Consider the following 27,000-nt stretch of genomic DNA (forward strand, 5'->3'; position numbering starts at 1 on the left):
AATACTAATGATTTAGGAGGCCTAATATGACTGAGTGGTCAAGAGAACAACGCTATCGTCGTATTGAAGATGTGAACAAAGATGAATTAGAAGCGTTAAAGCATCGAATAGAACAATCAAGCTATCGTCAACACTTTCATATTCAACCTGAAACAGGTTTATTAAACGATCCTAATGGATTAATGTTTTATAACGGAACATACTATGTATCTCACCAGTGGTTTCCATTGGGTGCCGTGCATGGACTGAAATATTGGTTTAATTATACTAGTAAAGATTTAGTGACATTTGAACCAAATGGTCCCATATTAAAACCTGATACGATTTATGATAGTCATGGGGTATACAGTGGAAGTGCTTTTGAATTTGAAGGAAACTTATATTATATGTATACAGGTAATCATCGAGATGAAGAATGGAAAAGATATGCGAGTCAAATGATTGCAAAAGTAAAACAAGATGGTTCAATCGAAAAATTAAATAAGCCTGTGATTGCTCATCAACCTGAAGGATATACAAGTCATTTTAGAGATCCAAAAGTATTTAAACATCATGAAGAATATTATGCAATATTAGGTGTCCAAACCCAACAAGAATTAGGACGTTTACTTTTGTACAAAATGATACATCGACAGATTGATCAATGGGAATATATTGGAGAAATTACAACCGAACTAGAAGATTTTGGCTATATGTGGGAATGTCCAGACTATTTTAGTTTAAATGGACAAGATGTAATTATTTTTAGTCCTCAAGGTATTGAAGCAAAAGATGAAAAATATAGAAATATTTATCAATCTGGATATCTAATCGGTCATTTAAATTTCGATACATTAGAATTCAAACATGATACATTTATGGAACTTGATAATGGTTTTGATTTTTATGCGCCACAAACATTTATAGATGAATATGGTAAGCGTATTTTAATTGGGTGGATGGGATTACCAGATACTCAATATCCTACAGATGAAGAAGGTTGGGCACATTGTTTAACGATACCTAGAGAGTTAACAATCGAAGAAGGACGGTTACGCCAACGTCCTTTGAAAGCGTTAGAGACGTTACGTCAAAATAAAGAAACAGCATTAGGTTATGCTAACAAATATAATACAACACTTCATCCTTATGAAGGTACGCAATATGAGCTTATTATTGATATTTTAGAAAATGAAGCAACAGAAATATATTTTGAATTAAGAGCATCTAAGTTAAATTCAACATTAATTTCTTATAATACTAGGGAGCAAAAGATTACATTAGATCGATCAGAAAGTGGTGCATTACCTAGTAATGTTGAAGGTGTGACAAGATCTACATATTTAGATTCGCCATTAAAGCAATTACACATTTTTGTGGATACTTCAAGTATTGAAATTTTTTGTAATGATGGAGAGCGTGTCTTGACGTCAAGAATTTTTCCTGATGAAAATGCTACAGCAATTCGCACATCTACAGAAACAGGTCAAGTTTATTTGAAATTTACTAAATATGACTTAGGGAGAGATAAATAAATGAGAAAGTTATACGCTATTGGTGAAGCATTAATCGATTTTATTCCAAATAGAACAAATATTGAACTTAAAGATGTAACGCAATTTAGTCGACAAGTTGGCGGGGCACCTGCTAATGTGGCAAGTGTGGCTAAAAAATTAGGTAGTAGTACAGAAATGGTTACACAACTAGGTAATGACGCTTTTGGAGATATTATTGTAGAGACGTTAGAAAAAATAGGCGTTGGTACAACATATATTAAACGAACAAATACAGCTAATACTGCACTCGCTTTCGTTAGTTTAAAAGAAAATGGAGAACGAGATTTTTCTTTTTATCGTAAACCATCAGCTGACATGCTTTATCATGCTTCGAATTTAGATGAAATCAATGTTTCTAATCAAGATGTTCTACATTTTTGTTCTGTCGATTTAATTGAATGTGATATGAAAAATGCACATCTTGCTATGATTGAAAAATTTGAAGCGGCTCATGGGATGATAGTATTTGATCCAAATGTTAGATTACCACTATGGGATAGCGCAGAAGCATGTAAAGTGACTATTCAATCATTTCTTCCCAAAGCAAATATTATTAAAATTTCAGATGAAGAAATTGAATTTGTTACTGGAATAAGTGATGAACATAAAGCGATTCAATCTTTATTTAAAGGAAATGTTGAAGTAGTTATCTATACACAAGGAGACAAAGGAGCAACAGCTTATTTAAAAGATGGGACAATTATTCATCATCAAGGGTATAAAGTTGAAGCTGTTGACACTACTGGTGCTGGAGACGCGTTTATTGGTGCAGTCATTAATAGAATTTTAAATACAGAATTAACAGACATTACTTCTCTATTTAAAGGAAAAGGAGAAGAAATTTTAAAATTTAGTAATTTAGTAGCTGCAAAAGTAACTACTAAGTATGGCGCTATCGAAAGTATTCCAAGTTTAGAAGAAGTTATTGAAGAACTTTAAAAAAGAGATTAAGAAACCCCTTCAGATATTAAAATGAAGGGGTTTTAATATTATATCTTTTTAACATTACGTACAGAGGCATAGCAATGCTCACCGTTTCTGAAAGTTACAATTCGTTCTTTAGAATCGACTGAATCGATATTATGGCGATTTACAACAAAACTATTGTGACATCTGAAAAAACGATCATCGAGTTGTGCTAATTCTTTAAGATTTCCGTAGAATTCAATCTGACGGTTATCAAGATGCGCAATTAAACGATGGGATTTTGTAGACGATTCAAAGAACATGACATCATCATATTGTACATATATTGAATTGCTACCACGCTTTAATTCAATTGTCTCAACATTACTTTCTTTTGAAAGTAATTTTAAACGTGTATGAGCAGTTTCAATACAATCTATTATTCGCGTTTTCAGTTGATTAGGATCATCTTTAAAAATAAAATCCATTGCAGATACCTTATAGACAAATGTTAGGTAAGTGAGTTCACTATGACTTGTAACAAAGATGATATTCCCAATAGGATCATACTTTCGAATTTCACTTCCAAGTTTAATACCGTTAATATCAGCTTCCAATTGTATATCTAAAAAATAACATCCAACATCATTCATTTCTTTTGACTGTTCAATAATTTCATAAGGATCATCTGTCGCTAACGCTATTTCCATCGGTTTTTCTTCAATCATTATATAGTTGTTAATAATTGAAACCATATTTTCACGTTGTTTCACATCGTCTTCACAAATGAATATTTTCATTTTCTCACATCCTTATGGCATATTATTTATAATTTCTACTTTTTGAACGAAGTAGCCATTTTCTATAGTCGTATCAAGTAACACGTTTTCAGTAGTATCAGTAATTTCTTTTAAAGTCGTTAGACCAAGTCCTCTGTTATCTCCTTTAGTTGAAAAGGAGTCTTGAAATAATTCATGGATTTTCGGCATATCTTCTTTACATTTATTCATAACAATAAACATGACTGACGTTTCGACATTGATAAATGCAATTCTAATTAAGGCATCTTCTAATTCTTCTGAAGCCTCAATAGCGTTATCAATGATAATCCCAATGATACGACTTAAATCAACCGTATTCATCTCAATATGATCAATTAACTCTGGCACCTCAATACTAATAGGTATATTTTTTTCTTGAGCTTGTAAAATTTTAGTTGTTATCAATCCTTTAATAGCACGCACTTTTAAATTATCCGTACCATTAATTTTGATTGAGTTCATTTGAAGGTTATCTTTCATAGGAACAATATTATCATTAAAATATGTCTTTAAACCATCCATATCATTTTCTCTTATGTATTCTGACATTGTAGTAAGAATATTGACATAATCATGTCTAAACTTACGCATTTCATTATTAATCGATTCTATTTGTAGTGTGTATTCATAATACGTTTCAATTTCTTCCATATTACGTCTGTATCGAAGTTCACGTAATGTATATCTAGAAATTATAATGATTAAGGTGATGAAAAATATAATTATTCCAATAAAAATTAGCCCATAAATTTTTAAAGAAGCATTATTAACTTTAGGTACTTGAGAATAAATATATAAAATTATAAATGAAAGAATTAAAACAATTGAAATAATAGTTAAGTAAGTTTTATTAATAGATAAATAAGACATTTTTAATTTTTTAAGTAGAGATTTAAATGTAAAAGATATAAGTATAGAAACTAAAGTAAATATACTTATATACGATAAATCTAAATAGGTATTATTATTAATAAATTTTTGAAAAATTATTACAAGTATAAAAGCAATGAAATTACTTAAAAACATTAAAATAGCACTACTTAAAACTGTAATAATCGAGTACCACTTAACTTTACAATATAGGAAAATTCCACAACCAATTAATAAATATAAAACAGAAATACTTCCTAAATAATAATAAAAAAAAGCAGAAGGGATTATAATCGTTAAAATGATTAAATAATCCCTTAAAGTATATTTAATATCTAAAATTATTTTTGAAATTAAAAATAATAAAAATCCTTGAAAAAGTGCTAAAGGTACATTTGATAATAAATCCATACGTCACACACTTTCTAAATTTTATCTATTAAGATCAGTTAATTCTTTAGGAACTTCAGGTTCATCGAAATAACCACCACATACATTATATGAAGCAAGTGTACCAACAGTTTCTAAGATTAATGAGAATAGTTTAATGAATAAATCTGTAATAAATGTCATAATTAATAATCCTCCTTAGGAAAAAAGAATGGTAATAGTGTTGTACTTTCAAGTATCATACCTAATAAAATTAATTGTTTATATGGCTCTGGTACTATAATAGAAATAATGATTAAAACCACTACTAAAATAATAGACTTTATTTTTTTGCGAGGTTTTAGTCGTTCGGGTATGGGTTGTTTCTTAGTGGCAGCTGGTGCATAAATAATAATCAGTAATAATGCAAGGCCACTAACACTATACATGATACCCATATTAATATGATAGTAAGCAATGAGCCATGGTAAACCAACAAATAAGATTAAATTTTGAATATGGCATAGCAAAGTAGACTTTGCATGCGCCCCGTGTGCATTGTGTCGAATTAAAAAATAACTAATGTGTGTGATTAAAGTATACAAAAATGTATGGAATATGAGCGCAGCACCATATGTCACAATTGTTTTAGCAATATTACTAACAACCACTTGCATGCCTAATCGTACTTTTAAGAATTGGATATGATCAAGGTTGTTTTTCTTCTGTAAATAAGATGCAAAGTGCTCAATTTTATCATCAATTGCTTTCAATATTGTGCCACTCTCCTTGACTATATTATACAATTTTGTGCAATTAGTCTGTAAAATAATGCTTAACTGTTAAAATTTAATACTTAACTGTTAAAGTAATTCGATAACTCATATTTTACCATATAAAAATAAACAGTTTAGTAGAAAAAGTTGCAAGTTAAGAAATTTTTAATTACTTAAATGAATGTTATGTTTTAATATACTCATATCACATTAAAGTGATATCAACTTAATAATCTTAGTCTTTAAATTGTTAGTCTTTGTTTTATTCGAATAAATCTTTTTTTGATTTTGTTAGTAGTTGCGAAATTAAAAGTTGATTTATCGATGAGTTGTAAGGAATGTTTGTGTAATTTGACTATGTATTTGTGATGATCGAGACCAATGGGTTATTCGATAATATCGATTTTCATAGTAAAATATTTCATTTATTTATTTCTTCGTGTAGTTCCATTCATTAATAAGCTATCCCAACTTATTGATGAGAAATGCATAAGACTCGCTGAAGTGTTAACTCAGTAGAAAATAATTAACTTAGCTATTCTGAATAGAAGGTAATTATTTTCAATATGCAAGCTATCATAACATTGTTATGCAATGTAATTTTTCATAATTAATAACATCCCCAAAAGATTGAAAAATAACTGTAAAACATTCCCTTAATTAAAAGTCGTGAGTCTCTCCCAAGCTCACGACTTTTTTTATTTATATAAATGAGGTTTTAAATTTCTAAAGATTGGAATAGCATCTCTTTGACGTGATACTTCTTGAATGTTGATATCAACTGAAATAGTATCTTCTTCTCTGTTTAACTCAACAAGAATATCTCCATTAGGATTGATAACCATTGAATGTCCAGCGTATTCAGTATTTCCATCATGACCTGTGCCATTACATGCGACGATAAAAATATCATTTTCTATAGCTCTAGCTTGAAGTAAGTTTCTCCAATGATTAAGTCGAGATGTTGGCCATTCAGCGACATAAAATGCGATTTGAGCACCTTCTCTAGATGGATATCTTAGCAATTCAGGGAATCTTAAGTCATAGCATATAATTTGAGTGGCGAGAGCACCTGATGATAAAGCAAATGGTTCTGGAACTGTTTTTCCATCCTCTAAAAATTCTGGTTCATTTAGCATTGGAACTAAATGAACTTTATCATATTTGTTAATACGACGACCTTTTTTAGAGACAGTAAAAGCAGTATTATAAACTTTATTATTTTGTTTATTTGAAACAGATCCTGCGACGATGTCAACTTGATATGTTTGAGCAAGATTCGAAATAAAAGGAAAACTACGTGATAATGCTTGATCTGCTTTTTCATTTAATTCTTCTAAAGCATAGCCATTGTTCCACATTTCTGGTAACACAACAACTTCAGTATCATCATCTAATTGAGTATTAAACCATTCTGAAATTTTTTGTTCATTTTTCTCAACATTTCCATATTCGACATGAAATTGGAATATTTGTATTTTCACTTTAACCACTCCTCAACCTGCTTAATAATTTCAATTTACTAAATTTGGCTAGGAAAAGCAAAATGAAGCACATTACAATTAAAGTAAAATAACTTAATTGTAATGTACTTCATTGATAAGTTTAAATTTATTATTTTTTAATAATAAATCGTTGATCAGTAGGGTGAATTTCTTTTTCACCAGCTTGTTCTTCAATATCACCAAATGGCATTTGTGCTACAAGTTTCCATGATGCTGGAATATCAAATGTTTGTGTTGTAACTTGATCAACTAGTGGATTATAGTGTTGTAACGATGCACCGATACCTTTTGAACTTAGTGCAGTCCAAATTGCGTATTGATGCATAGCATTTGTTTGAACAGCCCAGTTAGCAAAATTATCAGCATATGATGGCATTTGTTCTTGTAATGATTTTATAACATCTTCATCTTCAAAATATAAAATAGTTCCGTAGGCATGCTCGAAACCATTAATTCTTTGATTTGTAGGTTCAAAGTCACGATCTGGTCCCATTACATCTTTAAGTACAGTTTTAGCATTTTCCCAGAATTTAATATGTTGATCATTAAGTAACAAAACAACACGTGTTGATTGTGAATTAAAAGCTGAAGGCATGTATTTTACAATATGTTCAATCATTTCCTCTAATTCTTTATCACTAATAGAAATAGATGTTTTAGTTTTATAAATTGTACGTCTATTTTCAATTTCAGTTAGAAATGGTTTTGTGTTTTCTTTATCAAATAATTCCATCTTATAATCTCCTTTTTTTAATATATTTCTTGTATAAAATTTATACTAGAATAAGTAAATTATTATATAACAAAAATTTCATAAATATTAATGTTTTTTATCAATTTGTTTATATACATGCATGATATTTTTTATTTCTTTATACTAAAATTGTTAAAAATAAGAGGAGGTCTCAGAATGATAAAACAAAAAGTTATTCGAACAAGTCTTATTTTTGCTATAAGTGCAACTATATTCAGTCACTATAGTTATGCTGAAACCTCTTCTAATATAGAGAGTGAAGGCGTAGATCAGAAAGTAAACTCACAAATAAATTCTGATACTCAGCAATCTAAAATTAAACTAAGTAAGGAAAACATAAAAAAATTTAATTATACTAGTGATGAAACTAGCAACACAGAAGAACCAAAAATAGAAAATATACATCAAGAAAGCGACGAGACTAACAGTAAAGAAAAATCAGCAGTAGAAGAGTCCCAACAAGAAAGTGACGAGACTAACAGTAAAGAAAAATCAGCAGTAGAAGAGTCCCAACAAGAAAGTGACGAGACTAACAGTAAAGAAAAATCAGCAGCAGAAGAGTCCCAACAAGAAAGTGACGAGACTAACAGTAAAGAAAAATCAACAGTAGAAGAGTCACAACAAGAAAGCAACGAGACTAACAGTAAAGAAAAATCAGCAGTAGAAGAATCACAACAAGAAAGTGACGAGACTAACAGTAAAGAAAAATCAACAGTAGAAGAGTCACGAAAAGAAAGCGACGAGACTAATAGCACAGAAAAATCAGCAGCAGAAGAGTCCCAACAAGAAAGTGACGAGACTAACAGTAAAGAAAAATCAACAGTAGAAGAGTCCCAACAAGAAAGCGACGAGACTAATAGCACAGAAAAATCAACAGCAGAAGAATCACGAAAAGAAAGCGACGAAACTAATAGCCTTGAAGAACTAAAAAAAGAAAAAGTTAATGATAAGAATCAACAAAAGAGTGGAATAGAACATATTCATAAAAATAACACGTCATCTTCTGAAGAAAAAAATCATAATAAATATAAAACAGCACAAAAAAGTAAAAATTATAAAAATGAGGATTCAACTATTTTTAAGCAAGAAGAACATCAAAATGTAATGTCTAAATCAATGAAGTCGAAACAAAATCAAATCATACAACCATATAACGATAATACTTCATCCAATGTTTACTCAAACACTAATTATCAAAAGGGTAAGTCTCAAAATAATGTTTCAAAAACAATGTTTAACCAATTATTTTCACGACAACTAGTTGAAAACAATCATAATAACTTTGAACCAACACATTTAAAGCAAAATAATCTATATTTTCAAAGTGATAGAAGAAAAGAATCCACTTATTCAAATATATATCAAATAGAGTCAAGATTTTCAGAAAATATCTTAAATAGGTTTAATCAATATGCAAAAGGTGCTTATAAGTACAACCCTTATATTATTAATAAGGTTAATCATTTAGATGATAATGGTGAAAAAATAACAAATAAAGATTTTAATCGTTTAATTACGAAACAAAAATTTGATAATCAAAATCTAAATATATTACAAGAGGATTCTCAATACTTTAGATTTCAATATTTTAATCCACTTAATGCTAAAGAATATTATAAAAATTTAGATGAGCAAGTTTTATCATTAATTACAAGTGACATTGGCTCTATGCCTGATTTAAAAAAGCCAAAAACAATTCATAAGTATGAAGTAGAAGAACATACAAAAGTCATTACTTCTCCTCATAAAAAAACAGAATCAAAATCATATATAAAAACTTTGAATATGATACTGATTCCTACTTTAATTTTAATATCTTCCACTGTAATGATAATTTATGTATATCAAAAGTTAAAAACGAAAAAAAAGTAAAAGCATCAAATGTCTAGAGCATTCGATGCTTTTATTTATTAAGATAAATTATGTGCTAATTACACAAGTGAATAATAAATTGAGTTTGTTGGTTTAAATGATTTAATGAATCGCTAAGGAAAAATTGCATTACTACAACGAAGCCATTTTGAAACATATGAATAAGTATCGGAACAGAAATTCGTTTTGTTAAAGTATAAGCTAATGAAAGTATCATCCCCATACCAAAATAAATAAGAATAAATTTAATATCATTATGCGCTAATGCAAAAAGTAAAGAACTTACGGTAGAAGCAATTAAGAAGGCAATGATTCTATTTCCTTTAATTCGATCATATAGTTCACCAAAGAACACTTTTCTAAATACATATTCTTCTAAAATAGGGCCTATAACAGAAATTAATATAATAAAAACAGGAAGTTGTTTTGCTAGAGCCATTATTCGTTGAGTATTTGGACTTTGTTGTGGTTGACCGAAAATCCATATGTTAATCACACCTACAATAACTTGATATAACATAACTATGAAAAAGCCAAGTACAGCCCATGGGATAATATAACGTTTTGATTCTTTATGTTCTTGCTCTAAGTTTGTAGGATTCTTAATTTTGAAATGAAGAAAGATGATTAAAATTGCTGCAAGTATAAATAAGATAACTTGAGTATACACCCCAGCCCTAGCTAAAGCCATACCTGATAAACGACTAAATATAGGCGTCTGTGCTAGAACTAAGGGTAAAAATTGTGCTAAAGCGTATATAAATAATGTTAGTATTGCCACCCAAATTCTTGCCATTTGAAACCTCCAGATTAAATATCAATAATTCTTATTTTATCGTAAAAAACTCAGATGTACAAAAGTAAGAGAATGTTTTTACTTGAAATATTGACCAAATTTGATTATTATAAAAATTAGGTTAGCACTCATTATATTAAAGTGCTAAATAGACCCTGCTAAGGAGGAACAATCATGCTTAAACCATTAGGAAACCGTGTGATTATCGAAAGAAAAGAACAAGAAGAAACAACTAAAAGTGGAATCGTTTTAACTGATAGCGCAAAAGAAAAATCTAACGAAGGTGTTGTAGTTGCGGTAGGCAGCGGACGTCTTCTTGATAATGGTGAGACAGTTGCTCCCGAAGTAAAAGAAGGTGATTCAGTAGTATTTCAAGAATATGCTGGATCAGAGATTAAACGTGGAGAAGAAACTTATTTAATTTTAAATGTAGAAGATATATTAGCAATTATAGAAAAGTAAAAATAACTATATAAAAATTGTCAAAAAAATGATTAATATTAATGGAGGTCGTATAGATGGCTAAAGATCTTAAATTTTCAGAAGATGCTCGACAAGCGATGTTACGTGGTGTGGATAAACTAGCAAACGCTGTTAAAGTAACAATTGGTCCTAAAGGTCGAAATGTTGTATTAGATAAAGAATATGTTGCACCTTTAATTACAAACGATGGTGTAACAATTGCCAAAGAAATTGAATTAGAAGATCCATATGAAAATATGGGTGCTAAATTAGTTCAAGAAGTAGCAAATAAAACAAATGAAATTGCTGGTGATGGTACTACAACTGCTACAGTATTAGCACAAGCAATGATTCAAGAAGGTTTGAAAAACGTAACAAGTGGTGCAAATCCAGTTGGTTTACGTGAAGGCATTGATAAAGCAGTCAGAGTAGCAGTTGAAGCATTACATGATATTTCTCAAAAAGTTGAAAATAAAAATGAAATCGCACAAGTAGGTGCAATTTCTGCTGCTGATGAAGAAATTGGTAAATATATTTCTGAAGCAATGGACAAAGTAGGTAATGATGGTGTTATTACAATTGAAGAATCTAATGGACTTGATACGGAACTAGAAGTTGTAGAAGGTATGCAATTTGATAGAGGTTATCAATCTCCATATATGGTAACAGATTCTGATAAAATGATTGCGGAATTAGAAAGACCATATATTTTAGTTACAGATAAGAAAATTTCATCATTCCAAGATATACTACCTTTATTAGAACAAGTTGTTCAATCAAGTCGACCAATCTTAATTGTGGCAGATGAAGTCGAAGGTGATGCATTAACAAATATTGTATTAAACCGCATGAGAGGAACATTCACTGCTGTAGCTGTTAAAGCACCTGGCTTTGGTGATCGTCGTAAAGCAATGTTAGAAGATTTAGCAATATTGACTGGCGCAACAGTGATTACAGATGATTTAGGATTAGAATTAAAAGATGCTTCTATTGATATGTTAGGTACTGCAAATAAAGTAGAAGTAACAAAAGATAATACAACTGTTGTTGATGGTGATGGAGACGATAACAGTATTGATGCACGTGTAAGTCAAATCAAAGCACAAATTGAAGAAACTGATTCAGACTTTGATAGAGAAAAATTACAAGAACGTCTTGCTAAATTAGCTGGTGGCGTAGCAGTGATAAAAGTAGGAGCTGCTTCTGAAACAGAATTAAAAGAACGTAAATTACGTATTGAAGATGCATTAAATTCTACACGCGCTGCAGTTGAAGAAGGTATTGTTGCAGGTGGCGGTACAGCATTAGTTAATATCTATAATAAAGTTGAAAAAATAGAAGCGGAAGGCGATGTTGCGACAGGTGTTAATATTGTACTTAAAGCTTTATCAGCACCAGTACGTCAAATTGCTGAAAATGCTGGATTAGAAGGTTCAGTTATTGTTGAAAGACTTAAACATGCTGATGCAGGTGTCGGATTCAATGCTGCTACAAACGAGTGGGTGAATATGCTTGAAGAAGGTATTGTAGATCCTACTAAGGTAACACGTTCAGCTTTACAACACGCTGCAAGTGTTGCTGCAATGTTCTTAACTACTGAAGCGGTAGTTGCAAATATCCCAGAGCCTGAAAGTAATGATAATGCTGCAATGGGCGGTATGCCAGGTATGATGTAAAAACGCCTATAAATGTTGATATATCAATGTTTTGTGTTTTTACTGGTCATAATTTAGTTATAGAAATTTAGGAAATATAATAAAAAGACTGATAAGTTCATTTTGAAGTGTGCTTTGTCAAATAGACAAGTAAATAATTAAAAGATATGGTTGGTTTTGTTTTATGCAAAATCAGCCATTTTTAATGTTAGTTTTTTATATTAAAAAAATGGACATATTCTTTAATTATTTGTTTAGCTTCACTGATATCTTTAAATATAATTTAAATATTTTTTACATAAAACTTGTCGAAATTTTACATCTTTTGATTTTCAACAATTTTATTTAATATACAAATTGAAAAAAAGAAAAAGATAATAAATAAAAATGCTAAATTTAATAATCAAAATAATAATATAGATTAATATAGTGATAAAAGAATTCTTGCTTTTTATATTTATGTTGTTATTTAATTTTCTGACGGTTTTGATTATAGAGTGAATCTGTACTGAAATATTGATTAGTTAATTCAAAATGATCCAGTTAAAGGTGATGTGTGGGCTAAATAGTATGCAAATTTATTAAATGTTAATCCTAATATGAATATTGAACTAGCGTCTTCATTTGAACGTGGTGCTAGTAATGAAAAATTCAAAAAACAAGGTGGAACACTGATTTATACTACATGGAAAGATGGAATGAACCCTATTAAATACTATAGTGACTTAATAGGAAATAGAAAAGTATGAGTTTTATATTGGAGTCTATGGCAAAAAATGATTGTCTTAGATTCTTTATATATATTGGATTGCTTATAAAAGTTTTTAAATATAAAAATTATATAATTTTTATGATATTTATTTTAAGTGTTTCGAAGTATAATGATATCAAAGATATAAATAAACATTGACTTTTAAAGGAGAATCAACAATGAGGATTAATATTTTACAACATACCCCTAATGAAGGTCCTGGAGTTATCAGAGATTGGGCTACCGAGCATCACCATGAATTATATATTTATCATCCTTATTTTAATGGCGGTATCATTCCCAATGTTAAAGAAACAGATTTACTTATTATTTTAGGAGGACCCATGAGTCCTAATAATGAGGATAAATGGATTTTTGAAGAAAGAGAATTAATTCGCAATTTAATACAGCAAAATAAGCCAATATTTGGTATATGTTTTGGAGCTCAACAAATTACTAAAGCACTAGGATATACTGTAGGAAAATCTCCAGTAAAAGAAGTCGGTTGGGATAAAGTTTATCTTGAGTCACCGATCATTCCTAATATTCCAAAAGTATTGATGGCATTACATTGGCATGAAGAAACATTTTATATACCTAAAAATGCACAATTATTATTTTCAAGTCAATATTTAAAAAATCAAGGATTTATTTTGAATAATAATATTATTGGACTACAATTTCATTTTGAACCAGATGCTCATGATATAAAAGAGATTGTCATGAATGATGCTTCATACGCGGTTGATTCCGTATTAAATCAAACGTCAGAACAGATTCTTAACCAAGAAGTACCAAAAGAGAATAAAGAAGTAATGTTTAAATTATTAGATTTTATTACAAGTCATTAAAAAATAGCGAGAGCCTTCCTGGTTAGGTCTCTCGCTATTATACTTTTATGTTATTTTAAGTCATCAATTGCTTTAGCAATAGAATCAAAAACATGTGGAATATCGTTTTTTTCAACACAACTAAAAGCAATACGAATATCTGTATCATTAAGTGCAATAATACCAATTGAGTATTTATCGATTAAATGAACACGAAGTTCTTCAGGGTTAACACCGATTACTTTAAGTGCCATAAAATATCCAGAGTTAAAATCATATGCTTGCCAATGTTGTTTATATTTTTCATCATAAACTACTACTTTTGTTACTTCATAACGCTCTTGTAGTGTTTTTACATTAGCTTGTATTTCTTTATCAAATTGTTCATGGTTCTCTAGTATATATTTAATTGCACTTTGAGAAGGCATTGCTCCACTTGAAATATTACTTCTAATTAATCCTTTAACTTTAGCCTCTAATACGTCTTTAGCTTTTTGATTATTTAATCCAAATGTAAGGAAGCCAACACGTAAACCCCAAGCAAAAAATTCTTTAGTTGCACCGTCAAGGCGTATCGGTAGAATGTTTTTTGAATCTAATTGAGTAATTGCAGTAAAAATAGATTGTGTATAGACATCTTCATAAAATAAACCATAGTATGCATCATCTACGACTGTAATCACCTTAGTTCCTTTTTCTGCTAAGCGTTCAATTGCTGAGACAATTGTATGAACTTCTTCTTGAGTAGGTGTATAGCCTGTTGGATTATTAGGATAATTTAAGATAATAATTGCTTTATCTTGTTTAAAATTATCTAAAGTAGATACAAGTGAATTTGTTGTATAATGTCCATCTTGATCGAAAATAGCATAAGTTTCAATATTTGCATTATGTCTTGTATTAAAAATAAGTTTATAGTTTCCCCAGTTATGTGTTGGTAATAAAATTGTATCTTCATCATTTACAAATAAGTCAGCAACTAAAGATAAACCATGGGTTAATGCATTCGTCACGATCGGACGGCTTATAGATGAAGCTTTTAAACTAGGATTTTCTTTTAACATTTTTTGTTGCCATAAATCTCTTAAAGTTTCAATTCCTTGTGGCGGAGCATATGGGAAAATCTCATCAGGCGAAAGATGATTGTAGACATCAAATAATGTGTCTGCATACATTTTTCCTTTATCATTAGTTGCCATACCAATTGTTGCATTGTATTTTGTTGATTTAGCTTCTGCAGACTGAGACAGAATACCTTTGGGATAAAACATAGATTGACCTAATGTCGATAACATGCTTAATATTTCAGGACGGTCATCGCCTAGTTGATCGTTTAAATGTTGTGCTAAAGGATTCATTTTCATAACCTCGCTTTAAATTGTTATTCACATTATATATTATCTTGAATTAAACAAAATATAAAGTTTTCTAATAAAAATAAAGCAGAGAAGTGTTTTTATTAGAAAACGGAACGTATGTTCTGTTTGTGTGTTAAAATATATATAGGTCATCATGAGATATGACACTTTACTTTGTGGAGGTGTAGTGTAATGTCGTGGTTATTAGAAGGTTTAGTCACACTTATAACAGGGAGTATGCTAATTATATTTCGAGTTTGGTTAGAAACTAAGTGGAAAAATAAATAAGATGACCTTACACAAAAACCCCTTAACTTGATGTGGCAAGTTAGGGGGTGTAATGCAATTTGTGGATATAACACTATCTTAACATAGAACATATACAATTCAATTTTAATTAAATAAATGATTAATGCATATAAAATAAAAAATTTGATATAATTATTATAATGAGGTGACTAAAAATGATGAAACACCTAACAAAAATTTTTGTAGGTTTAGCTATTGTTTTGTTTGTAATTGGATATTATCTACAAGCCACTGGACATGAAAGTCAAGGTATAAAGTTATTATTGGCTGCCATTATGTTTATGATATGTGCATTTATTAATCGTAGCAATGACAGACGTAAAAATAAAAAGTAACATATGAAAACTATGATGCAATTACCACTGTAATACTGTATCATAGTTTTTTTGTTTAACTATGTTTATAGTGTATATACAACTTATGTCTTAAGAATACTGATTTTATCTTATTTTTATTATTTCACTTTACAAATCTGTATATACTGTATATATTATTTATATACAGTTGTAAAGGGGGACATAAATGAAAGTTATTCTAAAAAACACCAGTGAACAGCCCATTTATGAACAAATTAAACAACAAATTAAAGAAAATATATTAAAAGGTTACGTTGAAGCTGGAAGTCACTTACCATCTATGAGGGAACTGGCGAAAGATTTGCAAGTCAGTTTAATTACAACAAAGCGTGCCTATGAAGATTTGGAAAAAGAAGGGTTTGTCACAACAATAAGAGGTAAAGGAACATTCGTAAAAGAACAAGACAGTTCAATTTTAAAAGAAAAACAATTTTTTGTAATTGAACATCTTGCACGTTCCATGGTAAAAGAAGCAAAAACAATTGGTATGCCTCTAAAAGAATTAAATGAAGTTTTATCTTTAATTTACGAGGAGGAAGATGAATGAAAGCGATTGAAGTTAAACACGTAAGTTATAACACTAAAACTTTCCAAATCAAAGATCTTTCATTCAGTATTCCTCAAGGGTTTGTTACGGGCTTTATTGGGAGTAATGGTGCTGGCAAGACAACAATGATTCGATTAATGATGGATTTACTTGAACCTAATACTGGAGAAATTAAAATCTTAGGACGACAAATGAAAGAATCAGCAAAATGGATTAAAAATAAAATTGGTTTTGTTTACTCAGAAATGTATTTCAACCAACAATGGAATATAAAAAAACTAGAAAATATGATTTCTCCTTTTTATTCTAAGTGGGATAGTCATATATTCCATCAGTATTTAGAGCGATTCAATATACCAAGTCATCTTAAAATTAAGCATTTCTCTAGTGGAATGAAAATGAAGTTATCTTTAGCCATTGCTTTAAGTCATCACGCTGAGTTATTTATATTAGATGAACCAACAGCAGGTTTAGATCCAATTGTAAGAAATGAAGTTCTAGAAATATTGCAACAAGAATTAATAGATGAAAATAAAACGGTTTTTATTTCGACTCATATTATTTCAGACTTAGAAAAAATAGCAGATTATCTTGTATATATAAAAACAGGCAATCTTGTACTTGAAGGCTATTGTGATGATATAAAAGAGAAATATTTTATCGTAAAAGGTGATAACAAAGATTTAGATGATGAATTAAATCAACTCCTTTTATATAAAGAAGAAAAGCAGACAGGTTATGTTGGTTTTACAAAACATGGTCAAACATTTAAGGAACTATTTGGAAAACAAGTTGAAATAAAACATCCAACGATTGAAGAATTAATGATTTACCTTGAGAAAATGAAAGAAACTAATGATGTTGAAACTCAAAATAGAAACGGGTTGATGACATGAAGCAACTAATAATAAGAAATTTTAAGTTAAGACGTTGGACACTTATCATTTATTTAGTGCTTATTGTTATTAATCCTATTTATACACTATTTTTTTCAAAAACAAGCTATGGTTTCGTTGTATATATTCCACTTGCCATTACATTAATGATTATAAGCATTTTAGATTCAGGACAATTATTTAGAGTACATAGACGGTTAGGTGGAAAAGAGTCGTATCTTTTTTATGAAAGTTTACCAATAACTAAGAAAGAATTGCTTAATGCAAATTATCTGACATGTATTATATTAACGATTTTAGGAACATTGATTATTGGATTATATAATTTTCAATCAACAAATATTCAGGTAAATGAGTTGCGTTATTCAACAGCACTTTCATTTTTAAGTGTAAATTTATTTAGCATTCCTATTGCCTTTAGTAAAAGTACAGAAAGAAAAAGAGAATATATTTCTTACACTGTTTATATTATTTTAATGGTACTTGCTATACCGATGGCAATTGCATTTATCTTTTTGACTATTAATTTATTTATCTTTCATAATGCACTTGATCCAAATGTATTTAATAAATATTTAAGTATTGGATTAGTTATTATAAGTGTGATTTGGCTAGTTATAAATTATTTTATTCAAATAGCACGTATTAATCGTCGCTAGAAAAAAGGAGGACTTTTATGAAATTAGAAAATATTACTAAAACATACGGTAATCATAATGTTTTAGACAATATAGATTTTGATTTTGGAGATAGCAAAATTGTAGGACTCATTGGTAAAAACGGTGTAGGTAAAACTACACTGATGAAAGTGATGAATGGAAATATTATTAATTACAAAGGTAAAGTTAATTTAAAAGATGATGAAAATATTGGCTATCTCATTGAACATCCAAAACTTTATGATAATAAAACGGGGCTTTATAATTTAAGACTCTTTGCTCAGGTGCTTGGTCAAGGATTTGATAAAGCCTATTCAGATAAAATTATAGATGCTTTTGGTATGCGTCCTTATATTAAGAAAAAAGTTAAAAAATATTCAATGGGTATGAAACAAAAATTAGCGATTGCCGTATCATTAATGAACAAACCAAAATATCTTATTTTGGATGAACCTACGAATGGTATGGATCCAGATGGCTCAATCGATGTTCTAGAAACGATACAATCTTTAGTAAATGAATTAAATATGAAAATTCTTATTTCAAGTCATAAATTAGAAGACATCGAATTGATTTGTGATAGAGCTGTCTTTTTAAGAGATGGACATTTCGTTCAAGATGTCAATATGAAAGATGGTAGTGCAGAAGAAAGTACCTCTATTACGTTGGACAATGATGATTTTGATCAAGCGCTAAATTATTTACAAGAACATTTTAATGTTATTCATTCTTATAAACAAAATGGAGAAATTCTTATTAAAGCAGAACGAGATTATCGAACATTGCTTAAAGCGCTCGCACATATTAATGTGTATCCTAAATATATTGAAACACGTAAAAATTCGCTTCGAGATACGTACTTTAATATTAATCAAAGAGGTGACCATTAGATGAAGAGTTTACAATTAGTTAAATATGATATATTAAGTTTTTTTAAAAGTTATTTAACATATATCGCGCTTATATGTATCTGGGGTATCATCACAGCAATGACTGTACTATTAGCAAAAAATAATGATAAAGTCGATTATTCAATGATATTACCAATGGCAAATTGGATGTTTCTATTCTTTGGTTTACTCGTTGTTATTAAAACAATTACACGTGACTACTCTCAAGGAACGATTCAACTTTATATGAATAAAGTGAAAAATAGAGTAGGTTATGTGATAGCGAAAACGATTTCGATTATTATTTTTTCGTTCATATTTACACTTATCACGTATGTTACACTTTTAGTTATTCAGACTTTTACAGATGGTAAAAATTTAAATGGAGATAAATTCCTAACGAATATTTGGTTCTATCTTATCTTCTTACTATTTTTTGGACTATTATTATTCTTAATTACTTTAATTGTCCAAAAACCAGCAGTCATTTTTACATTAGGTATCTTTTTAGTGTTTATCGTACCATTTTTACAACCATTTTTAGGTTTAATCCCTGAATGGGGCGATAATATTCAAAAATCACTCAAATATATACCTTTTAGTTACTTAACAGAAAAATCATCATCAGGTAGTATTAAATTTACGAATTGGCAATGGTTCATTTCTATTGCATCTATTGTTATTTTATTTATCGCTGATGTACTTTATGCTGCTAAACGAGACATTTAAATTAATAACTTTTTAATAAAACTGGCGACGATACGTTCAATTTTTGTCGCCAGTTTTATTTGCATTGAAAGGTACTTTAATATTTTTTGAATATAATCATAGTTATGATATATTAAAAAAAATAAGTATATAAGTGGTGGTCCTATTGCATATTCAAAATAGATGGGTTATCTCAATTTTATTTATTGTCATTTCTTTATTAGTTGTACTAGGATTGACAATTTATAAAAATGAAAAAACGGTTGATTTAAGTGATGTAGAAATTAATCATTTAAAGCTTAATGAAACGTTTGATAACTCAGAATATAGTTTAAATAAGCATGTGAAATTAGATAGGTATGTTTTTTATAATCATAATAAATATAAAAATTTAACAATAAAAGTCAAGAAAAAACATCACAAAATTAAAGGAATTATCTTAGTTAAAGATACTTTTGTTAACACAAATTTTGATGTTCATATAGGTGACCAAATCGATGCTGTTATAGATAATCTAGGTTATAACTATGACAAAGATAAGGTAGGTAAAGGTTATGATGCTTTAGTGTATCTTGATAAAGATCATCACATGAAATTATCAATTTTATATAAAGATAATATTGTTAAGCGAATTGAATTCTTTAGTCGTTGATAGTTAATAAAAATAAATTTATGTTTTAAGAAAGTATGTGAAAGAGAAATGGATAAAATTACTTTTTTGAATGAACTGGAAACGGAACTTGATGATTTACCACGTAAAGAAAAAGATAAAGTTATGAATGAATATGAAGATATCTTTTATAATCAAGAAACAAAAGGCAAGACAGATGCTCAAATATTAGATGATTTGAAAAATCCTTATACTATTGGAAAAGAAATAAAAGCTAAAGAAGCAATTTCACATGCTAAAGTTACACCTAACTTTCGTAATATTGTAAAAGCTATTATGGCATCATTAAGTTTGGGTGTTATTTCTTTTTTCTTAATTGTTATCCCAATGATAATATTCTTAATATTTCTAGCCTTTGTTTTCGTCATTTCAATTGTGCTTATTTGTTTACCTATCTTATTAATTATTATTAGTATCCTTAAAAGCACTCCTGACTCTTTTAGTAATTTTCTTTATAGTATTTCTTATGCTGGAATAGGTATATTAGCGTTCGTTGCAATAATAAAAATTGTTCAGAATTTATATAAACTTGTTTTAAAATATTTATCATGGTATATAAAAATAATTAAAGGAAGAATCCAGTGATGAAAAAATTAACAATAAGTGGATTAGTTATATTTGTTGTTTTTTTTCTAGCAGCCACGTTAGTATGGTTTGTTCATGATAAAGATATCTATAAACGACTGAAATATAATGAAACGTTTCATCAATCATCTATCTCTAAATTGAATATAGATAGTTATAGTTCTGATATCACTATTACTCAAGGTTCTTCATTTAGAGTGAAATATTATGGGGACAATAGTATAAAAGTGAACACTCAAAAAGACAGCTTAAATGTAAAAGAATCACGTTCTTCTAAAAGAGGATATAGCTTTAATTTAAACCCTTTTAAAAGAAGCAAGTTCAACATACATATAACCATTCCACCTGATAAATTAAAACAATTAAATATTGATGCTAAATTAGGAAAATTAAATATTAATAACATAGATATCAAAAAAGCTAGAATTAGAAAAGACGGAGAAAATTTAAATATCAAAGAAGCTAAACTTGATCGTATTGATTATTATAGTGATCATGGCACAATTAATATAAAAAATAGTGATATAAAAAATAGTCAATTTAAAGTAATAAATTCTAATATTGTGGTTAATCATTGTACCTTGAAAAATGGATTGTTCATTACAAATGAAGGAAAGCTTGACTTTAAAAACATGCCAAGTCAAATTGATATGAAGAGCTCAAGTAAAAAAGGTGATATAAACATTGATTATAAAACCAAGCCTAAAGACACCTTGTTAAAACTACATCCAGGAATGGGTGACAATAACATTAAGAATCCTTATTTTAAAGATAGCAAAGTAGGTAATAGTTATAATATTATAGAGTGTTATAACGTTAAAGGTGATATAAATATTAAATAGGATGAAAAAGATTAGACAAAACGTTGATTAATTAAATTTTAAAACGTTTATCTAATCTTTTTTTATTAATACGTAGCAAATGTTAAATCAGTATCTAGCTTTCCAGTAAATTCTATTAAATCAAGTTCATGACCCTCTAACCATGATTGAAAGTCGATAGATAGAGGGGGTCTATTCTCACCTAATGTCATCCAAGCTTTTAAATGCTTAGGTTCATACATTGATGTATGAATCGTTCCTGACCAACTTTTAAATAACTTACTATAAATATTATATTTAGGATCATTAAAAAGTTTAAACGCAGTATATTTATCTATATCTTCTGAAGTTTGACTAATTGTGCGAGCAAGACGTTCTTTAGATTCTTTGGTATAGTTACGATTTTCATGTGTTAATATTTCAAAGTGATTAGTACAAACTTTATCATATCTAACATCAAATGAGCGTGGCGTAATTTCAACAATTGCATGATTTAAATGCTTATCCATTAAAATATAACTAAATGAACTTCTATGGGGTAACTCTTTTAGAAATTGAATTGCTTCTTTTACATCTTTACAATATTCTAAGACAAGTCGTCCTACCATATAACATACAAATCCATTTGCAGGATGCTTACGGTGCATAAAATTATATCCCATCACAAGACCTGCTTCATTCATACCATCCATACGACCAGTTACTCTAGAGGTTGGTCCTATTTGCGCGAGTCCACCATCATTTGGTTGATAAAGAAGATATCTGCCATCATATGTAGCAGGATGATAGTCATAATTACGAACCATATAATCTTTACCTTGAAAAACTGTACATCCACTTTCATTTAAATCAGTAAAACGATAGTGACCGAAATTTAAAATCATTTGTTTAGTCGGTAAATTTAATATCTCTTGCATTCCTAATAATTCTTCCCAGATTTCTGGTGCATACGTTTGGAAAATGCTATATGTTTCATTAACATCAATGTCAAAACGAGGTATACGCTTCTTCCATTCACGTTCTCTATTGTCTAGTAAGGGCGTCTGTTTTAACCACTGAGCAGTTTTGATACCTAAATCAAAATGTGATCCGCGAAAGGTCATAATATCTGACTTAACTTCTTGCATGAAAAATCCTCCTATCATTTGTTTTATTATTTATATTGAACAATAATTTATATTAAATTTAAAGTCTTATAATGTTTATTTATATATGATAGTAATTCACTGTGTAAATAAGACAAATGTCATTCATTATAAATAAAGAAAAAATATTTGATTTTTTAAAAATCTTTAATTTTAGGTTTGAAATAATATATAAAAAGGTATGTATTTAATCATAACGTTAACTATGTTAAAATGATTTAATGTAAACGTATTTATTTTAAGTACAGGGGTGAAATATAAATGTGGGATTTCATTAAAGGTTTATTTAAATTCTTATTAAGCTTTACAGCTATTACAACACTAGTTGTTGGTGTAGTAGTAGTAGTATTTGGCTTTATTTTCAAAAAAGACTTTGAAGATATCGAAAGAAAAACAAAAGAAATCGTATCTGATATTGAAAGCAATAATGCTTAATGCAACGATGTACCATATACCAGTAATTTCATTTGAAGTTACTGGTTTTTTTTATTACTCTTAAATAAATACAATTGGCTAGTATAAATGTTAATAATATTGAATATAATGGAGGTATTAAAATGACAACCAAAGGTTATGTGGGGTCTTATACAAAAAAAGAAGGTAAGGGTATTTATATATTCGAACTTAATGAAGATAATGGAGAAATACAATCAGTAGATACAGGATATGATATCGAAGCATCGACTTATCTTGCTCAAACTGAACAATTTTTGTATGCAATTACTAAAGAGAATGAAGCATGTGGTGTGGCTGCATTTAAAAAAGACGAGAATGGACAGCTTACACTCATTAATCAATGTTTAGCTTCAGAGAATGGAACAGGGTGTTATATTTCTGTTTCTAGTGATCATAACTTCTTATTCGAAGCGGTTTATACTGCTGGAATAGCACGTATATATCAACTTAATCCAGAGACAGGCGAAGTGGTAAAATTAATTGAAGAGTTAGAACATAGTTATCCAACTGGAACACATGAGCGTCAAGATTATAATCATATTCATTTTATTAGAGAAACCCCTGACCATAAATATGTAGCTGTGACTGATTTAGGTGCAGATAAAATTGTAACATATACATTCGGAGTTGAAGGGTTTAAAGAACATGCAGTATCAAAATTCCATGCTGAAGATGGACCGCGTCATATTGAATTCCATAATAATGGGACATACGCGTATGTTGTTCATGAGTTATCTAATAGAGTAAGCGTTGTACAATATCATGATGGAAAATTTGAAGAAATTGAACGTCATTTAACGATTCCTGAAGATTTCACTGGAGAAACTAAATTAGCAGCTGTGAGACTATCTCATGATCAACAAAATCTATATATTAGTAATCGCGGACATGATAGTATAGCGATATTTACAGTAGTTGATGATGGAAAAGGAATTAACCCGGTTGAAATAGTAAAAAGCGGGGGAGAATTTCCAAGAGATTTTAATATTACTGAGTCAGATGAATACCTTGTATGTGCACATCAAGAAGGAAATTACGCGCTAACAGTATTTAGACGTGATACAAATAGTGGTATGTTGATTGCTACTGACAATCAGTATACCGCACCTGAAGGTGTATTTGTTGATTTCTTGAATTCATCGTTATAGATAAAAAATACCCTATAATGTAAACACTTGTAAAGTGAGCCATTATAGGGATTTTTTTATAAGTTTTTGAAAAATGTTCTAATATATTTGAATTTACCTTTATAAGGGGGATAGATAATACTCGAATCTAGTCGAGTAGATTTAAAAATATATGATTTCATATGACTAAATGTATCAAATGAATATTTGCCATGATATTCGCCAATTCCTGAAGCACCTACGCCACCAAAGGGTAAATTTGGGTTAGCTAAATGCATTAAAGTGTCATTGATTGCACCGCCACCAAATGACAATTCTTCTAGCACACAGTTCGTTGTATTTTCATCTTCACTAAATAAATATAAGCTTAGAGGTTTAGATTTACTTTGAATAATATCTATCGCTTCATTAAAATCATCGTAGACGATGATGGGTAATAATGGACCAAAAATTTCTTCTTCCATAATTTTAGATTGTGGAGTAATACCGTCTAAAATTGTAGGTTCGATATATTGTTCATTTTCATCAGTATGCCCACCAAAAATCACTTCATTACGATGTATTGCTAATAATTCAGAAAGTCGATTGAAATGTTTTGTATTAACAATACGTCCAAAATCAGGGCTATTTTGAATATTTTTGCCATAGAATTCTTCAATAGATTGTTTAAATGCTTGAATTAATTCATTTTTAACTTTTCTATTCACTAAAATATAATCTGGTGCTACACAAGTTTGACCAGCATTGGTGAATTTACCGAAGCTAATGCGATCACTTGCTACTTTAATATTAGCAGTTTCATCTACAATCACTGGTGATTTACCACCAAGTTCAAGTGTGACAGGAACTAAATTTTTACTTGCTGCTTCGTAAACAATTCGACCTACATTTTCACTACCAGTAAAGAATATATAATCAAATGGAAGATTGATTAATGTTTGAGTTTCTTCAACGCCACCTTCAACGACAGCTACAAAATCGCTTGTAAATACATCCTCAATCACTTTTCGCACTACTTGTGCAACATGAGGAGTAAGTTCAGAAGGTTTAATGATGGCGTTATTACCAGCTGCTATAGCACCAATAAGAGGTTCGAATAAAAGTTGTACGGGATAATTAAAGGGACCGATAATTAATATTGTTCCATAGGGCTCAGGCTTAATATAACTCTTTGATGGAAACATAAATAGGGGTGTATCTACTTGCTTAGTTTTAGCCCAGTTTTTTAATTCTTTACGAGCTGTTTTTATACTTTTTAAAAGTATACCAATTTCAGTAGCATACGCTTCTACTGAACCTTTCCCTAAGTCTATTTTTAACGACTCTAATAATTCTGTTTCATGGTCTTTAATACTTTTACTTAATAGTTTTAATTGTTGTTTACGAAATTTGATATCTTTAGTTTGATGTGTTTTAAAAAACTGTTTACTTTCTTGAAATTGTTTTTCTATTAAATTCAATTGTAGTACCTCCTGTACAGTCAATCCCAATACCGTTATAGGTGTGATTGACTATATGATTTTAGTTAAATGTATCCAAGGTTAAAACATTTGAATGAATGATTAAAATAAATTAAAAAAAGGCTGAGAGTTAAGTAACCTACTATCTCAGCCTTATTATATATGAATTAAAATATGAATTATTTAGTTAAAATTTCAGTGATTTGAGGTACAACTTGTTTTTTACGAGAAACTACACCTGATAAGAAAGCCATACCATCATCTAATTGAACATTGAAGGCTTGACCAACTTTATCCTTTTCAGCCCCGACAACTAAAATTTTAGAATCACTGTTAATAATATCAGTGACAACTAATACAAATAAATCATATTTTTCGTTTGCACTTGTTTCTAACATTGCTTTTTCCAATTCATCTTTACGATTTAAGACTTCATCAATATCTACAGTATTGACTTGAGCAATACGAGTAACATAATCTCCCATATTAAATGATTTAGCATCCATATTTAATAACTCTTCAGCAGATTTATCAGTTGTTGAAGCACCTGCTTTCAACATTTCTAAACCATATTCATCTAAATCGACATTAGCAATGTCTTTTAATGCTTTAGCAGCATTTACATCTTCTTCAGTACATGTTGGAGATTTAAATAATAAACTATCTGAAATAATAGCTGAAATCATTAATCCAGCAATTTCAGGTTTAATCTTAAAGTTACGTTCTTTATACATTTTATAAAGAATTGTAGCAGTACAACCTACAGGTTCTGCACGATAGTATAAAGGACCTGCTGTTTCAAAGTTCGCAATTCTATGATGATCTACGACATTCACAATATTCGCTTTAGCAATAGTTTCAGCACTTTGTTGGAATTCATTGTGGTCAACTAAGATAACGTCTTGACCTTCTAAATCATCATTTAATAAAGTTGGTGCATCAACTTTAAAATGATCTAATGCATATTTTGTTTCAGCACTCACTTCACCTAAGCGATAAGGAGTTGCTTCAGAATTTCCAGTTTGTTGTTCAAAATCAGCCATGATAATAGCTGAAGATATTGCATCTGTATCCGGATTTTGATGTCCAAAAATATAAGTTTTTGCCATTG

29 protein-coding genes and 1 pseudogene are annotated in these 27,000 nt (G+C 29.4%); 19 read left to right on the forward strand and 11 right to left on the reverse strand.

Annotated features, from left to right (window positions below; all coding sequences use genetic code 11):
- The first annotated feature begins 26 nt into the window (after positions 1–26).
- Positions 27–1,514 carry a sucrose-6-phosphate hydrolase gene (locus NSU06_RS04335; RefSeq protein WP_049382326.1) on the forward strand — a complete coding sequence of 496 codons (1,488 nt, stop codon included), beginning with the start codon at positions 27–29 and terminating at the stop codon, positions 1,512–1,514.
- The gene (locus NSU06_RS04340) at positions 1,515–2,474 is read left to right on the forward strand and encodes a carbohydrate kinase family protein (protein ID WP_048678788.1); all 960 of its coding nucleotides are present in this window, start codon (positions 1,515–1,517) and stop codon (positions 2,472–2,474) included. It begins immediately after the preceding gene.
- Between the two features lie 50 nt (positions 2,475–2,524).
- On the opposite strand, the gene agrA is transcribed toward NSU06_RS04340, so the two are convergent.
- From agrA to NSU06_RS04370, 6 genes are all read right to left on the reverse strand, one after another.
- The gene (agrA, locus tag NSU06_RS04345; RefSeq protein ID WP_002455088.1) at positions 2,525–3,241 is read right to left on the reverse strand and encodes a quorum-sensing response regulator AgrA; all 717 of its coding nucleotides are present in this window, start codon (positions 3,239–3,241) and stop codon (positions 2,525–2,527) included.
- 12 nt (positions 3,242–3,253) lie between these two features.
- Entirely contained in the window at positions 3,254–4,543 is a 1,290-nt protein-coding gene (gene agrC / locus NSU06_RS04350; protein WP_049382327.1) for a quorum-sensing sensor histidine kinase AgrC, read from the reverse strand.
- Between the two features lie 21 nt (positions 4,544–4,564).
- On the reverse strand, positions 4,565–4,705 hold the full coding sequence (gene agrD / locus NSU06_RS04355; protein WP_002488089.1) for a cyclic lactone autoinducer peptide AgrD: 141 nt from the start codon (positions 4,703–4,705) through the stop codon (positions 4,565–4,567).
- Between the two features lie 2 nt (positions 4,706–4,707).
- Positions 4,708–5,274 (reverse strand): accessory gene regulator AgrB, encoded by a 567-nt coding sequence (locus NSU06_RS04360; protein ID WP_002455090.1) that lies wholly within the window; start codon positions 5,272–5,274, stop codon positions 4,708–4,710.
- A gap of 701 nt (positions 5,275–5,975) precedes the next feature.
- Positions 5,976–6,761 (reverse strand): carbon-nitrogen family hydrolase, encoded by a 786-nt coding sequence (locus NSU06_RS04365; protein ID WP_002455091.1) that lies wholly within the window; start codon positions 6,759–6,761, stop codon positions 5,976–5,978.
- Positions 6,762–6,891: 130 nt separating this feature from the next.
- Entirely contained in the window at positions 6,892–7,515 is a 624-nt protein-coding gene (locus NSU06_RS04370) for a nitroreductase family protein (RefSeq protein ID WP_340779469.1), read from the reverse strand.
- 177 nt (positions 7,516–7,692) lie between these two features.
- Here NSU06_RS04370 and NSU06_RS04375 point away from each other — a divergent pair, with 177 nt between their 5' ends.
- Positions 7,693–9,408: an SdrH family protein gene (locus NSU06_RS04375; protein WP_340779472.1), complete on the forward strand. Its 1,716-nt coding sequence runs from the start codon at positions 7,693–7,695 to the stop codon at positions 9,406–9,408.
- A gap of 55 nt (positions 9,409–9,463) precedes the next feature.
- Here the strand turns inward: NSU06_RS04375 and mroQ are convergent, their stop codons facing one another.
- Entirely contained in the window at positions 9,464–10,204 is a 741-nt protein-coding gene (mroQ, locus tag NSU06_RS04380) for an intramembrane glutamic endopeptidase MroQ (RefSeq protein WP_340779474.1), read from the reverse strand.
- A gap of 174 nt (positions 10,205–10,378) precedes the next feature.
- Here mroQ and groES point away from each other — a divergent pair, with 174 nt between their 5' ends.
- The 4 genes and pseudogenes from groES (at position 10,379) to NSU06_RS04400 (ending at position 13,923) form a co-directional block, all read left to right on the forward strand.
- Positions 10,379–10,666, forward strand: a complete 288-nt coding sequence (gene groES, locus NSU06_RS04385) for a co-chaperone GroES (protein WP_017175272.1) — start codon at positions 10,379–10,381, stop codon at positions 10,664–10,666.
- A gap of 56 nt (positions 10,667–10,722) precedes the next feature.
- A complete protein-coding gene (gene groL / locus NSU06_RS04390; RefSeq protein ID WP_017175271.1) occupies positions 10,723–12,342 on the forward strand; it encodes a chaperonin GroEL in 1,620 nt (539 codons plus the stop codon).
- 518 nt (positions 12,343–12,860) lie between these two features.
- Positions 12,861–13,070, forward strand: a pseudogene (locus NSU06_RS04395) (hypothetical protein); the annotation flags it as partial.
- A gap of 181 nt (positions 13,071–13,251) precedes the next feature.
- Positions 13,252–13,923, forward strand: a complete 672-nt coding sequence (locus NSU06_RS04400; protein WP_048678809.1) for a type 1 glutamine amidotransferase — start codon at positions 13,252–13,254, stop codon at positions 13,921–13,923.
- Positions 13,924–13,973: 50 nt separating this feature from the next.
- Here NSU06_RS04400 and NSU06_RS04405 read toward each other — a convergent pair whose 3' ends face one another.
- The gene (locus NSU06_RS04405; protein ID WP_340779477.1) at positions 13,974–15,260 is read right to left on the reverse strand and encodes an aminotransferase class I/II-fold pyridoxal phosphate-dependent enzyme; all 1,287 of its coding nucleotides are present in this window, start codon (positions 15,258–15,260) and stop codon (positions 13,974–13,976) included.
- A 192-nt stretch (positions 15,261–15,452) separates the two neighbouring features.
- Between NSU06_RS04405 and NSU06_RS04410 the strand changes: the two genes are divergently transcribed.
- From NSU06_RS04410 to NSU06_RS04455, 10 genes are all read left to right on the forward strand, one after another.
- Positions 15,453–15,548, forward strand: a complete 96-nt coding sequence (locus tag NSU06_RS04410) for a Trp-rich small protein (protein ID WP_017175266.1) — start codon at positions 15,453–15,455, stop codon at positions 15,546–15,548.
- Between the two features lie 179 nt (positions 15,549–15,727).
- Positions 15,728–15,904, forward strand: coding sequence for an SE1626 family protein (locus NSU06_RS04415; RefSeq protein ID WP_002455099.1), 177 nt, complete (start codon positions 15,728–15,730; stop codon positions 15,902–15,904).
- A 187-nt stretch (positions 15,905–16,091) separates the two neighbouring features.
- Positions 16,092–16,472: a PSM export ABC transporter transcriptional regulator PmtR gene (gene pmtR, locus NSU06_RS04420; RefSeq protein WP_070647643.1), complete on the forward strand. Its 381-nt coding sequence runs from the start codon at positions 16,092–16,094 to the stop codon at positions 16,470–16,472.
- Positions 16,469–17,368 carry a phenol-soluble modulin export ABC transporter ATP-binding protein PmtA gene (pmtA, locus tag NSU06_RS04425; protein WP_019835507.1) on the forward strand — a complete coding sequence of 300 codons (900 nt, stop codon included), beginning with the start codon at positions 16,469–16,471 and terminating at the stop codon, positions 17,366–17,368. Before pmtR ends, pmtA begins: the two co-directional genes overlap by 4 nt.
- A complete protein-coding gene (gene pmtB / locus NSU06_RS04430; protein WP_093514809.1) occupies positions 17,365–18,027 on the forward strand; it encodes a phenol-soluble modulin export ABC transporter permease subunit PmtB in 663 nt (220 codons plus the stop codon). Before pmtA ends, pmtB begins: the two co-directional genes overlap by 4 nt.
- A gap of 17 nt (positions 18,028–18,044) precedes the next feature.
- Positions 18,045–18,917, forward strand: coding sequence for a phenol-soluble modulin export ABC transporter ATP-binding protein PmtC (pmtC, locus tag NSU06_RS04435; RefSeq protein ID WP_017175263.1), 873 nt, complete (start codon positions 18,045–18,047; stop codon positions 18,915–18,917).
- On the forward strand, positions 18,918–19,646 hold the full coding sequence (gene pmtD / locus NSU06_RS04440; protein WP_017175262.1) for a phenol-soluble modulin export ABC transporter permease subunit PmtD: 729 nt from the start codon (positions 18,918–18,920) through the stop codon (positions 19,644–19,646).
- 145 nt (positions 19,647–19,791) lie between these two features.
- On the forward strand, positions 19,792–20,277 hold the full coding sequence (locus tag NSU06_RS04445; protein ID WP_002450066.1) for a hypothetical protein: 486 nt from the start codon (positions 19,792–19,794) through the stop codon (positions 20,275–20,277).
- Between the two features lie 48 nt (positions 20,278–20,325).
- Positions 20,326–20,880, forward strand: a complete 555-nt coding sequence (locus tag NSU06_RS04450; RefSeq protein WP_070647641.1) for an HAAS signaling domain-containing protein — start codon at positions 20,326–20,328, stop codon at positions 20,878–20,880.
- Positions 20,880–21,722 (forward strand): DUF4097 family beta strand repeat-containing protein, encoded by an 843-nt coding sequence (locus NSU06_RS04455; protein ID WP_019835504.1) that lies wholly within the window; start codon positions 20,880–20,882, stop codon positions 21,720–21,722. Before NSU06_RS04450 ends, NSU06_RS04455 begins: the two co-directional genes overlap by 1 nt.
- Positions 21,723–21,787: 65 nt before the next feature.
- Here the strand turns inward: NSU06_RS04455 and NSU06_RS04460 are convergent, their stop codons facing one another.
- Entirely contained in the window at positions 21,788–22,828 is a 1,041-nt protein-coding gene (locus NSU06_RS04460) for a C45 family autoproteolytic acyltransferase/hydolase (protein WP_049413915.1), read from the reverse strand.
- A 279-nt stretch (positions 22,829–23,107) separates the two neighbouring features.
- On the opposite strand from NSU06_RS04460, the gene NSU06_RS04465 reads away from it, so the two are divergent.
- Positions 23,108–23,281: a hypothetical protein gene (locus tag NSU06_RS04465; protein ID WP_093514810.1), complete on the forward strand. Its 174-nt coding sequence runs from the start codon at positions 23,108–23,110 to the stop codon at positions 23,279–23,281.
- A gap of 122 nt (positions 23,282–23,403) precedes the next feature.
- Positions 23,404–24,450: a 6-phosphogluconolactonase gene (gene pglS, locus NSU06_RS04470; RefSeq protein WP_101804375.1), complete on the forward strand. Its 1,047-nt coding sequence runs from the start codon at positions 23,404–23,406 to the stop codon at positions 24,448–24,450.
- Between the two features lie 56 nt (positions 24,451–24,506).
- On the opposite strand, the gene NSU06_RS04475 is transcribed toward pglS, so the two are convergent.
- Entirely contained in the window at positions 24,507–25,889 is a 1,383-nt protein-coding gene (locus NSU06_RS04475; RefSeq protein ID WP_019835501.1) for an aldehyde dehydrogenase, read from the reverse strand.
- Positions 25,890–26,068: 179 nt separating this feature from the next.
- A complete protein-coding gene (locus NSU06_RS04480; RefSeq protein ID WP_002450056.1) occupies positions 26,069–26,998 on the reverse strand; it encodes a manganese-dependent inorganic pyrophosphatase in 930 nt (309 codons plus the stop codon).
- Positions 26,999–27,000: the final 2 nt, after the last annotated feature.

The sequence above is a fragment of the Staphylococcus sp. FSL W8-1270 genome (genome assembly GCF_038007165.1).
In the GTDB taxonomy this organism is placed as follows: Bacteria; Bacillota; Bacilli; order Staphylococcales; family Staphylococcaceae; genus Staphylococcus; species Staphylococcus hominis.

Coding starts and splice junctions, on each gene's coding strand:
- pmtR (WP_070647643.1), top strand. CDS start 16,092: ATGAAAGTTATTCTAAAAAACACCAGTGAACAGCCCATTTATGAACAA.
- NSU06_RS04465 (WP_093514810.1), top strand. CDS start 23,108: ATGTGGGATTTCATTAAAGGTTTATTTAAATTCTTATTAAGCTTTACA.
- pmtB (WP_093514809.1), top strand. CDS start 17,365: ATGAAGCAACTAATAATAAGAAATTTTAAGTTAAGACGTTGGACACTT.
- NSU06_RS04340 (WP_048678788.1), top strand. CDS start 1,515: ATGAGAAAGTTATACGCTATTGGTGAAGCATTAATCGATTTTATTCCA.
- groES (WP_017175272.1), top strand. CDS start 10,379: ATGCTTAAACCATTAGGAAACCGTGTGATTATCGAAAGAAAAGAACAA.
- NSU06_RS04480 (WP_002450056.1), bottom strand. CDS start 26,998: ATGGCAAAAACTTATATTTTTGGACATCAAAATCCGGATACAGATGCA.
- NSU06_RS04370 (WP_340779469.1), bottom strand. CDS start 7,515: ATGGAATTATTTGATAAAGAAAACACAAAACCATTTCTAACTGAAATT.
- NSU06_RS04335 (WP_049382326.1), top strand. CDS start 27: ATGACTGAGTGGTCAAGAGAACAACGCTATCGTCGTATTGAAGATGTG.
- agrA (WP_002455088.1), bottom strand. CDS start 3,241: ATGAAAATATTCATTTGTGAAGACGATGTGAAACAACGTGAAAATATG.
- groL (WP_017175271.1), top strand. CDS start 10,723: ATGGCTAAAGATCTTAAATTTTCAGAAGATGCTCGACAAGCGATGTTA.
- pmtD (WP_017175262.1), top strand. CDS start 18,918: ATGAAGAGTTTACAATTAGTTAAATATGATATATTAAGTTTTTTTAAA.
- NSU06_RS04400 (WP_048678809.1), top strand. CDS start 13,252: ATGAGGATTAATATTTTACAACATACCCCTAATGAAGGTCCTGGAGTT.
- agrD (WP_002488089.1), bottom strand. CDS start 4,705: ATGACATTTATTACAGATTTATTCATTAAACTATTCTCATTAATCTTA.
- agrC (WP_049382327.1), bottom strand. CDS start 4,543: ATGGATTTATTATCAAATGTACCTTTAGCACTTTTTCAAGGATTTTTA.
- NSU06_RS04450 (WP_070647641.1), top strand. CDS start 20,326: ATGGATAAAATTACTTTTTTGAATGAACTGGAAACGGAACTTGATGAT.
- pmtA (WP_019835507.1), top strand. CDS start 16,469: ATGAAAGCGATTGAAGTTAAACACGTAAGTTATAACACTAAAACTTTC.
- NSU06_RS04455 (WP_019835504.1), top strand. CDS start 20,880: ATGAAAAAATTAACAATAAGTGGATTAGTTATATTTGTTGTTTTTTTT.
- mroQ (WP_340779474.1), bottom strand. CDS start 10,204: ATGGCAAGAATTTGGGTGGCAATACTAACATTATTTATATACGCTTTA.
- NSU06_RS04460 (WP_049413915.1), bottom strand. CDS start 22,828: ATGCAAGAAGTTAAGTCAGATATTATGACCTTTCGCGGATCACATTTT.
- NSU06_RS04375 (WP_340779472.1), top strand. CDS start 7,693: ATGATAAAACAAAAAGTTATTCGAACAAGTCTTATTTTTGCTATAAGT.
- pmtC (WP_017175263.1), top strand. CDS start 18,045: ATGAAATTAGAAAATATTACTAAAACATACGGTAATCATAATGTTTTA.
- NSU06_RS04405 (WP_340779477.1), bottom strand. CDS start 15,260: ATGAATCCTTTAGCACAACATTTAAACGATCAACTAGGCGATGACCGT.
- NSU06_RS04410 (WP_017175266.1), top strand. CDS start 15,453: ATGTCGTGGTTATTAGAAGGTTTAGTCACACTTATAACAGGGAGTATG.
- NSU06_RS04415 (WP_002455099.1), top strand. CDS start 15,728: ATGAAACACCTAACAAAAATTTTTGTAGGTTTAGCTATTGTTTTGTTT.
- pglS (WP_101804375.1), top strand. CDS start 23,404: ATGACAACCAAAGGTTATGTGGGGTCTTATACAAAAAAAGAAGGTAAG.